The organism is Mesorhizobium sp. M0923 (genome assembly GCF_040319365.1).
GTDB lineage: Bacteria > Pseudomonadota > Alphaproteobacteria > Rhizobiales > Rhizobiaceae > Mesorhizobium.
Genome location: NZ_JAMYNW010000048.1, coordinates 1 through 10,388, shown reverse-complemented (window position 1 = coordinate 10,388; position 10,388 = coordinate 1). Strand labels below are relative to the sequence as shown.

3 protein-coding genes and 5 pseudogenes are annotated in these 10,388 nt (G+C 58.6%); 2 read left to right on the top strand and 6 right to left on the bottom strand.

What is annotated here, in order from left to right; genetic code table 11:
* Positions 1-575 precede the first annotated feature (575 nt).
* A complete protein-coding gene (locus NKH89_RS35415) occupies positions 576-1,796 on the top strand; it encodes an ATP-grasp domain-containing protein (RefSeq protein ID WP_352911967.1) in 1,221 nt (406 codons plus the stop codon).
* Between the two features lie 572 nt (positions 1,797-2,368).
* Here NKH89_RS35415 and NKH89_RS35410 read toward each other — a convergent pair.
* The 6 genes and pseudogenes from NKH89_RS35410 to tnpB form a co-directional block, all read right to left on the bottom strand.
* The gene (locus tag NKH89_RS35410; RefSeq protein WP_352911965.1) at positions 2,369-4,465 is read right to left on the bottom strand and encodes a S9 family peptidase; all 2,097 of its coding nucleotides are present in this window, start codon (positions 4,463-4,465) and stop codon (positions 2,369-2,371) included.
* A 167-nt stretch (positions 4,466-4,632) separates the two neighbouring features.
* Positions 4,633-5,469 (bottom strand): transporter substrate-binding domain-containing protein, encoded by an 837-nt coding sequence (locus NKH89_RS35405; RefSeq protein WP_352911963.1) that lies wholly within the window; start codon positions 5,467-5,469, stop codon positions 4,633-4,635.
* Positions 5,470-5,732: 263 nt separating this feature from the next.
* A pseudogene (locus tag NKH89_RS35400) lies at positions 5,733-5,986 on the bottom strand (IS66 family transposase); the annotation flags it as partial.
* 549 nt (positions 5,987-6,535) lie between these two features.
* A pseudogene (gene istB / locus NKH89_RS35395) lies at positions 6,536-7,269 on the bottom strand (IS21-like element helper ATPase IstB).
* Positions 7,270-7,567: 298 nt separating this feature from the next.
* Positions 7,568-8,432: pseudogene (gene tnpC / locus NKH89_RS35385) on the bottom strand (IS66 family transposase); the annotation flags it as partial.
* A gap of 60 nt (positions 8,433-8,492) precedes the next feature.
* Positions 8,493-8,851 (bottom strand): annotated as a pseudogene (gene tnpB / locus NKH89_RS35380) (IS66 family insertion sequence element accessory protein TnpB).
* Positions 8,852-9,397: 546 nt separating this feature from the next.
* Between tnpB and NKH89_RS35370 the strand changes: the two are divergent.
* Positions 9,398-9,881, top strand: a pseudogene (locus NKH89_RS35370) (transposase).
* Positions 9,882-10,388: the final 507 nt, after the last annotated feature.

Below are 10,388 nucleotides of genomic sequence, written 5' to 3'. Positions count from 1 at the left end.
TCTGGGCCATCCGGCCACGGCTTCGCTTTGTCCACATCCACAGCTTGAATCATAACCCAGCCTCAGACGAAACCCCAGTAAGCCGATTTTCAAAACGGCCTCTAAGCCTTTGCCGCAATGCAAGGGGGATAGTAGTGCAGCCAAACAAGAGGGCGATCGTAATGAGTTCGAAACGGCAACGGAAACGTGCTCCGTCGAGCGAAACGGTTCAGACCATAAATACCGATGAAGCAGCCCCAAAAGGCTTCACACATGGACAACTGAAATAGCCTTGACGCATTACTCATCATGCGGGCTTTATGATATTCTGGTTCAGAGTAAATTTAGGACTGTACAGGTCGTACAGACGTCTCTTGAGCAACAATCCTCAAAAATGGTGCAGGGGCTTCGAGCCGCACTGCGCACAAGCAAACATCGCAACAGATCCTTCAAGTAAATTTGCAGAATCTTTGCGATCGCAAATCGCAGGCAATGGTAGGTTCACCACAAGGACTGACGTCAGCCACGGCTGAAATAGCTAAATGCCGATGAACGCTCGGACCGCCGCACAACCCGCAACGTTGGAGTCAAGGCCAATGGCACGAAGAGCGCTTATCATGCTTGAAGGTTCTAGGAACAATGGGCCGCTTTACGTCAAAGCGGCCCTGCGTCTCGGTCTTCATCCAATTGCCCTGTCGGCTGATCCAGCTCAGTACGACTATCTTGCGAAGGAAGGTATTGAGGCAATCCGTGTCGATACAGATAATCTTGATGCGCTGATCCGCGAATTGTCCCGGCTACGTGCGACCTATGACATTGCTGGGATTACCAGCGATGGGGATACGTTCTATGCGACAGTTGGCAAGCTCTGCCGGCATTTCGCACTGCCGGGACCGAACCCCGCATCCATTGAACAATGTTGCGACAAATTCACTCAACGTCAGCTTCTCGCAGAAGCCGGCGTTCCAGTACCTGCTTATCGCTTAGCGGCGGACGCTACGGAGGTTGAAAGCGCTGCCGCCGAGATCGGCCTGCCGGTGATCGTTAAGCCAGCCGTAGGCAGCGGCAGCATGGGCGTCCGATTGTGCCGCAACTTCGATGAAGTGACCGAACATACGACCTATCTGTTGGGCGGGAAGCATGTATGGCGATCTTCGCCTCGGATACTGGTCGAAGAATTCGCACAAGGCTCCTACTATACCGCTGAAACAATGGGAAATGAGGTAATTGGGATCAGCACCGGCGAGTTTGGCCCTCTACCGCATTTCGTATATCGTCAGTTCACCTTTCCGGCCCCGCTGACCATTCACAATCAGGAGCGTATCGCCGAAATTTCGCTGAGCTGTTTGCGAGCTCTCGGCCTTGGCTGGGGGCCAGCGGAGATTGAATTCCGGTGGACGAAGCATGGCCCAGTGGTCATTGAAGTCAATCCGCGTCTTGCTGGTGGGGGCATACCTCAACTGGTTCAGTTGGCTTCCGGTGTCGATCTCGTCACCGAACACATCCAGCTTGTCATCGGCGACGGACGGAATTTGCGCACAAGGCATTCGCAGACTGCGGCAGTACGGTTCCTGGTCCCTGATAGCGATGGCATCCTCGATTGGATCAGTGGCGGCGATCGGGCGGCTGCTCTGCCAGGTGTCGCCGAGGTCAAATTGTATGTTGAACCCAAGACGCCAATCGTCAGGAAACGTGACTACCGGGACCGAATGGGATATGTCATCGCCGTTTCATCTAGCTCTACTGAGACAGAGGGTATACTCCAGCGTGCCGTGGACTTAATCGGCTGGTCGGTGAGGCCCTTTTCGTCCAGTTGAAGGAAGTGCTCTGAGCATCTAGATGATGCCTTTAGTAGGAAACCGTCGAGGCAGGTTTGGTGCACGCGTCGCGATCTAGGGGTCGGTTCTCCCAAAAATACCGTTCGCGACAATGCGCAGCAATATCGGTGACGGAAGGCGCCGAGTTCGAAATTCCTCTGGCAGCCCATCTTGGTGTGGCCCGGCGCAGGGGGAACCTACTGGCATGGTGACCAAAGGACTACGGGACGTCGATCCCGGAAATTCCGGTGTACCCGCGTATAGTGCATGATGCTTGCGCCTACGTCGCTGGCCCCACAGACGTCGCAAGCCTATCGATCTGCATAGCCCTATCAAAGAGCTTTCTCAGGTGATTTTATCGCCTTCAGGGCTGGAACCATCCCATCGGCATCGATGAACTCCGACACGCTTAAACTTTGCTCAAGGCGGCATGGCCCTTCACTCCAAGTATCTTCCTCGATAGTTCGACACCTATCCGGTTAGATGTGCTGCGCTCGCGAACAAGTTAGCAATGGGCTGCCATGCCGTGAGCAGGCTCCAAGCGATGTATTTCTTCGGTAACTGAGGACGCGTCATTGCGGCAGGTACGAGCTGGCGTCTGCACACAGAATGTCCATCTCACGGCAGGCATTAGCAGTTCTCCTTTTTATTGCGACGGGTTGGTCGGTGTTCCGGGCGGGTATATGTTCCTCAAACCAGCGGATCATGCGCGCTGCTAAATCTATGCTGGCAGGGTACCCGCGCACGCCATGCCCCTCCTGCGGATAAATTACTAGCGCCGATTTGACGCCGTGCTCACGCAGCGCATTATGGAACTCTACGGTCTGGCTGGGGGGCGTGCATCGATCAAGCGCTCCCCCGATGTTGAGGCAGGGCGTAATGGCCTTGCTGGCATGCATGATCGCGCTACGTTCGAAATAGCGGCTATTGGGGTTGTCATATTTATCCGCGAGAAAGAGTGCGTCGAAATCCGGTATGTTGGAAACTAGATGCTGGCTCACCTGATTGGCGTGCGTCGCGATCGACACCGCGGCGGCGAATCGCTGGTCCTGGGTGATCAGCCATGAGGTCATGTTTCCACCGTAGCTGGTGCCGGTGACGCCGATGCGCACCGGATCGGCGATGCCGCGCTCCAAAAGATGATCGAGGCCTGACAAAAGGTCGTAGGTGTCTTTCCCGTTTATGTCGCCCTTAACTTTACGCGCATATTCCAATCCACGGCCGGAGCTGCCCCGCGGATTCGGCAGCAGGATCGCATAGCCGCGTTTTAGCAGCATGAGGTAGGCGAGGCCGGTTCCACTCTTGCCAAACCATTGCGGCCGTGAAGACGTGACAGGTCCTCCGTGGACATGCATGACCAGCGGAAACGGACAGCTCCCTTTGGGTAAAAGCAGCCAGCCCTGAATTTCCAGCCCGTCCGGCGCCAGCCAACTTAGTGGCTCCACCTTGTTAATTCGATCTCGAATCTCATCACAGTATGAGCCGGCTAGGGAGCGCACAACGCTGTATGACCGATCTTTGATTGCAGCGATTTCGGGCGGATGCTTGTAGCTCTCAGCGATCAGCACACAATCGCCGACACCCTCCCCAAGGGGAGCCGCAGGAAAGAATCGTCCAATAGCCAATTCGTTACTTGACCAGCACTCTGTCAGTTTATCCTTGGCGGTGTCATATTCCAGCACGACTGTCTCGAATCCTCGATGTGCGCCTAGAAATACCCGCTCCGGACCACGCCAACGGGTATGCGTTACGTCGGCGCCGTTCGTCGGGATGCCCTTGACCTGGCCAGTCTGGACATCGATGATCCGCAACTCCCCTGCCACTATCCAACGATCGCTGCACACCGCTTCGACGACGGCGATCTTTGTGCCGGCGGGATCGGCTGACGGCCAGCCAATCTGGTCGCCAGATTCGTAAATCCGTCTCGTGCGGCCCGTCTCCTTGTCGATGAGGTCAAGGGCGGCAGAGTACCACGCTCCTTCGTCCGCATCTGGAGATGTAACCGCGACCACCGAGGCCGGCCCGCACCAGTTCGCCTCCCATACGTTGATATCCGGGGTGGGAGTCCGCATGACGCGATCATCGCGCAGATCGTAGATCCAGACGCTGCGGCGTCTAAACTCCTCGTCGCCTATTTCAACATCCGGCATCCAGAGCGGTATTGTAGCCTCACTCTGTTTGCTCGTCACAGCTCCATGGGCTCCGGAAGCATCTGCGCCGTGGCCGGCAACGCCTAGCAGGATCTGGCTGCCATCCACCGACCAGTGTAGGTATTCAATCCATCCATCCACGCGGGGCGCCGCCCGTCCTCCGCGCCCGTCCACGTCAAGCAAATAGAGCTGGAAGTCTCCTTTATTCGCCCGGTCGGAGAGGAAGGCGATGCTCTTGCCGTCAGGCGAAAACTTGCAGCCATGATCGGAATTCGGGCCGAACGTCAGCGGCCTGGTCGTGCCGTCCCGAAGGTCGACAAGGCAGATGCGTCTGCCAGGTTCCTCCTCCAGGTTGTCCATGACAACCCCGGTCACTACGGCCCGCAAGCCGTCGGACGAGACGTCAATTTCCACCGCGTCAACGATAAGCCCTACGCCCGGTTGAAATAGTCTCCGGACGATCTCTTCCGCCTCGTGGAACTCAGGGGTGCCACGCAGGTCGCGCTTCATCTTTGTCATTTCAAATCCTTCTTTGGAAATCGGCCGAGTTCACCTCTTAGGTCACAAAGATCGGAGGCGATGAACCATGGCTTGTGGAAGAATTTCTGAATTCAATTCGCTCTGCAGAGGATGGCTGCGCGCTGTCGAAAAAGCGGCCCAAGCCTACTCCTAGATCGCTGCAATCCCTATTGCTCGACGGTGTAATCGACCCCGTACCACTTCGTCGACAGCTTGGAGAGAGTACCGTCATCATTCATGTCCTTGATGGCGGCGGCGATCCTGGAGCTAAATTCCTTATCGCCAGGCTCTATTGCGATGGCTCCCGGCGAGGAGTAGAGGTTGCCGCCGAGAAGCTTCAATGGATAGCCGGCCTCAATGGCATCGAGCGCCATCGTTTTGTCAGTGACGACCGCATCCAGACGAAGACCATCTCCGAGCCGCAGATCGTCAAACGCAACGTTGGTGCTCTCATAAGTTTTCACCTCCCCCGGCATGAATTGATATTGTATTGGTTTAGCACCCTTCCAATCCGGCGTCAGTTTGTGATTGACATAAAACGCTGAGTCAGTGTTTGCCGCAACACCGACTACCTTGCCGTCGAGATCCGAAAGCTTGGTCGCCTTGCTATCCTTATGAACGATCGCGATGGTCGGCGCCCAGAAATACTCGACCGGGAAGTCAAATTTTTCGGCGCGTGCGTTAGTCGGCGTCATTTGGATTGTCATGTCCCACCGGCCTTCCCATTTGCCGGCGGCTATGACATCCCAGCTCGGCGTAACGAACTGGACCTGCGCGCCTAAACGTTGCGCGATACGCTTAGAAACCTCCACACCAAAACCATCAAGCTCGTGTTTGTCGTTCAAAAATGACAATTTCCCCCAGTCCGTGCCGACCGCTACTTTCAGCGTCTTTGTGGCGAGCACTTTGTCGAGTACGGTGCCGGCATTTGCCCAAGCCGGAAGAGCCAAGGACGCGGCCGCGAGCGATGCTGCAGCCGCGAAAATCGAAATAAGCTTGATCATTGGACGTTCCCTTGCGTTGATCAATATGGTCTGGCGCGAGCCCATTCCCGCACCTGAATTGGATATGCGAAAAGTCCCCCTGAACGACACCTGATCCCAAGCAAGGGTTATCCCACGCCATCTGAATTTGCAACATATGTTTTTCAAAGGCCGCTCGTGATGCAACTAGATCATGTCGGGCCAAACGCCCGGAGCTGCTATCAATTGCAAATGGACACCTGTACCGCAGAGGCTATTGCAACGACTCAAGGGTATCGCCCCCGCTCAAGGGCATTGATGACGGGACGGCTTCTCTCCTGCCGGACGCGGCGTTCGTCGGCGGAGCGACCGCGGATCTCGCTCTCAACGGGGTAGAGTTGGACGATACGGGCAAGCGCCTCCGTCGCGATCGGCGCGGGGCCCGACTGCGCGAGCTCATAGAAGCGGCGACGCAGTGCGACCAGCAAAAGGCCAAACTCACGGCGTTGCCTTCGGCCAGCGCCTTGTAGCCCGCGTATCCGTCGACCTGCAGGGTTCCGACTAATCGCGAGGTGGCGGTAATGTGAAGGAACCCGGGGTCGACGCGTGAATATCGAGAGATTCCGCGGATTCGGTACGGTCTTTGCTCCGCATTATTTCTCGGCGACCTTCGGTCTTTTGACCAGCAGAGGAGTCGATGATGCTGAAATCCAAATGAAGAACTGATCGCCGAACTCAAGGCCGTACTAGTCGGCCAGCGCTATCACGCGAAGGCGATCAGTAACTACCGCAGGTGCGCTCGCAGATTCCTCGATTTTCTCGAACGGCGGGAAATCCAAGTTGAGGACGTTACCCAGGCGCTGGTGTCGACATACATAGGCTATGCGAGTGGGATGTTCCGCAAACACCATGGTCAATCGGCGCCATACCAGCACCCGATCCCGCGCGCCGGAATCCATGCTGCGTAGTCCGGTGATGCCGGACGGCTATTCCAATCTGGAGCCGGACAGGTATTCCGATTTCATGCCGGACACGATTCCGATTTGAAGCCGGGCAGTTAGTGTGCTCCTGGGTCGTGCAGGTTTTTGACCTGAACCGGTTGTGTGCGTCAAGCCAGGATCGTTTGATTGGCGGTCACGGCTTTCTGTTTTCGCATGCTCTCGCCGCTGAGTTCGATGCGATAGGCATTGTGAACAAGCCGGTCCAATACGGCGTCGGCGAGTACCAATGGTCCACGGGCACCTGGCTGGTGACGATCGTCGATCGCATCTCGTACCGATCCTCGATGATTTCCAAGAGGTCGCGACGCTGGTCGTCAATGAGCTTCTCCGGCCCCAGTCGTCGAGGATGAGCAGATCGGTCCTGGCCAAGGCCTTGAGGACCTTCGGATAGCGGCCGTCGCCGCGCGCCAGTCCAAGTGTTGCGAACAGCCTGGGGAGGCGATGATAGGCGACGGAGAGGTCCTCGCGGCATGCCTTGTGTCCGAGGGCGCAGGAAAGCCAGCTCTTTCCGACGCCGGCGGGTCCAATCAACAGCGGGCTATGGCGCTGCCGGATCCAGTCGCAAGCGGCGAGCTTCAGGAAGAGATTGCGATCGAGGCTGCGGGCGGCGCGGAAGTCGACATTCTCGATCTGGTCGTCATGGCGCAGCTTTGCGGCACGAGCCCTGGCCTCGAAGCGTCTCTGGCGGCGCGTGGTCGCCTCGCGCTCGAGAAGCAGCGCGAGCCATTCGCCATGTTCGAGGCTTCTGGCTTCCGTTTGCATCTCGGAGTTCCTGATAGGCGCTGGCCATGCCTGTTAGGCCGAGCTTGCGCAGCATATCGATTGAGGGATTGATCAGCATCGTTCGTTGTCTCTCTCAATGAAAGTAACCGGGGCCGCGCAGATTGGCGTGCTCCATGACGGCGGCGCGTTCGGTGGACTGCCCCGCGCGCTTTTGGGTGTAGACGAGCGAGGCGATCGTCTTGCAGGTCAGTCCGCCGATCTCGACGGCGCGCGCCGAAACGGTCTCGGCGCGCTCGCGGCTGATGTCGCGATAAGGGCGCAGGATACCCAGACATGTTCTGAAGCTCTGCTCAGGATGCGGCCGGCTGGCGAGGATGGCGGTGATGAGCCCTTCGGTCTGCGGTCCGATCGATGCGCCCCAGCGCCGGAAGCGATCCGGTGTAATCTGCCCACTGAAGATGCCGGATCGGCTGTTCAGCCTTGCGGTCCGGAGCGTAGAGATAGGCGACGCCGGGTAGGTCCATTCCGCCCCAAGGTCGGTCATCTCGGGGATAGGCGAATAACTGCCCCGTTTTGGTCCGCCCCCGGCCCGGATCAAGCACAGGCGCAGTGGTCTCGTCCGCGAAGAGCTTGTCTGATGCCATCAGCGCTCGAACAGCCGCTCATGCACAGGGCTAAGCAGGAAAGCTGCCTTGCCCACCCAGTCGGCGAGTGTAGAACGGTCGAGATTGACGCCCTGGCGGGCGTGGATCTGGGCCTGGCGATATAGGGAAAGGTGGTCAGCATACTTCGACACCAGAACATGAGCCACCGTGGCCGCTGTAGGAATGCCGCCTTCGACGAGACGTGCCGGCGCTGGCGCCTGCACGACCACCTCTTCGCAGGCCCGACACGCATACTTCGGTCGACGGGTGACAATCACCCGGAACTGGGTGGGCACGATGTCGAGACGCTCGGAGACGTCCTCGCCCATTACATGCAACTGGCCTCGGCAGCACGGACAGATCTTTTCGGCGATGTCGATTACCTGCTCGACGCGCGACAGATGGGCGGGTAGCCGTGTGGTTGGCGCAACGCCTACGAGCCCTGGCATCACGCATTGAGGGGTCCGCGGCTTCCGCGCTGGCGAAGCCCTCCGCCTCTACCTGCTCGGCATCCTTCCAGGCCCAGAAGAAGCTGGTCCTCAGGCAGGCTCTCCGCCTTTCGCCCGAAGCGATAGCGCTGCAACTCCTTGGTGTTTTGGCGGAGCCTCTCATTCTCCGCACGCGCGGCCAGAAGCATCGCCTGAAGCGCATGAGGATCGTCGGGTAGGGCAGCGGCCGCGTCAGTCACGAAGCGGATTCAAGCATCTTCCAGTGATTTGGCAATAATGCGGTGGTCAGCTCGCCGTCGTCGGAACACGCAACTCACGCGTCTCGTGCACCGCGAGTCGAGGCCCTTCAGGAGTGCCTGCAACTGTGCGGCCGTCAGTCGTACGACACCATCGGTAATGCCCGGCCAGCAGAACTTGCCATCCTCCAGCCGCTTGGCGAACAATCATACGCCGTGCCGTCGAAGTAGACGAGCTTGATGGGGTCGGCCCGCTTGGCCCGGAACACGTAGACCGCGACCGAGAACGGATCCGCGCCCATCGCCTCGCGCACGAGCGCTGCCAGACCTTCCGCTCCCTTGCGGAAGTCGACCGGCTTCGTCGCCACCATGACCTTGACCGCTTCCGTTGGCCCGATCACGACGTTGCCCTCAGCGCACGGATCACCGCTGCAACCGTCCTCGAATCCGCCCCACGACCCACCCGCATTGCGATGCCGTCGATCTCGAGCTCGATCACCAGCGTCTCGAGCCGGCTCCCGCTCCTTGGCTGTGGCCGATGCTTCGCCGCAGGCTTTGGAGGCGCCGCCGCCACCAGCGCCGGCACGAACATGGATTCCGATATCGCTGCCTCCCCCATCAGCCGGCGAGCAGCCGACGCCAGGTGAACAATTGCTGCGGGGAAAGTCCATACCGGCGTGCCACAGCACAAACCGTCTCGCCGCCTCGTAAGTCTCCGCCACTATCCGGGCCTTCTCCTCCGGCGGCCACTCACGCCGCCGACCCGAACCAGTGAAGACCTCCAGCCGACGGACCGGCTCCTCGTCCCTGGACTTAAGCGTAAACTCTGAAATCGTCATGTCGAAGCCCTCAAAGGCGTCGAACATCGTCCCTTACATCCACGCGCGAAAGGTGCCGCCGGAGCAGCGCTTACGTTCATTCCGGCGCGAGCTGAAACTCAGTTAGAGTTCGCAATCGAGGGCTGGCGGGCGCACGTTCTGCCGGCCCTTGAGCGTCAGGGGCCGATACGCGCTTGGATCTTCGATGACACCGGCTTTCCCAAGAAAGGGAAGCATTCGGTCGGTGTGGCGCGGCAGTATTGCGCCAACTCGGCAAGCAGGACAACTGCCAAGTCGCGGTCAGTCTGTCGGTTGCCAGGTCGCCTATCAACTCTATCTGCCGGAAAGCTGGGCGCGAACGACCCCGGGGCGGCGGGATAAGGCGGGCGTGCCGGAGGACGTTATCTTTCGCACCAAGCCCGAGATCGCTCTTGCTCAGGTCCGGGCGGCGCGGGATGCCGGCGTGGTGCTGTGGAGCGGACGCGGCTCGTCGCGGGAACGGGGCAGCGCCAACTTTTCTGCGGTCAGCATTCACGCACCCATGCACCGGCGGGGCATCGCCTGTATCTTGAAGGCACTATGATCCGGACTGGTCTTTTTGCCCAACGGTCGATCGGGCACAGAAGACGGCCATGCCGCGCTCTAAAGCAATTCCTCCACACGACGTAGCTTCGTCGGAAACCAAAAGTAGGCCAAGCCATATTAACGACGATGCGTCGGGATGGCGCATGTAGCTGACTGGCGAAATATCCGGCATGTGCAGATAGTTAGCTGCCCTTTTGGGGTTGCCGCGACACCACTCATCGCAAACTATCCGCCGAGCAGAGTGTTATACTAACTTCCTGTCAGGCAACTGCGCCAATCGTCAACTTGCAAAGGTCCGTAATGTCATAGATTGGGAGCTTTGTGCTACGTCGTAGAGCACCAGTGACAACCGGAAATCCGGTGCACTCGAAGAGCAGTGCCCCGATCTCAGGATGCTCAGCACGGAGTCGAGTGATGCAAGCCGCTACCTCCCGCTCGATCTGATCGAGACTGACTCGGACTAACGGGCGCGCAACCGCGTTACGCACGTATTCACCACCTTCGA

Excerpts from the sequence above, each read along its gene's own strand:
- NKH89_RS35410 (WP_352911965.1), bottom strand. The coding sequence starts at position 4,465 with ATGACAAAGATGAAGCGCGACCTGCGTGGCACCCCTGAGTTCCACGAG.
- NKH89_RS35415 (WP_352911967.1), top strand. The coding sequence starts at position 576 with ATGGCACGAAGAGCGCTTATCATGCTTGAAGGTTCTAGGAACAATGGG.
- NKH89_RS35405 (WP_352911963.1), bottom strand. The coding sequence starts at position 5,469 with ATGATCAAGCTTATTTCGATTTTCGCGGCTGCAGCATCGCTCGCGGCC.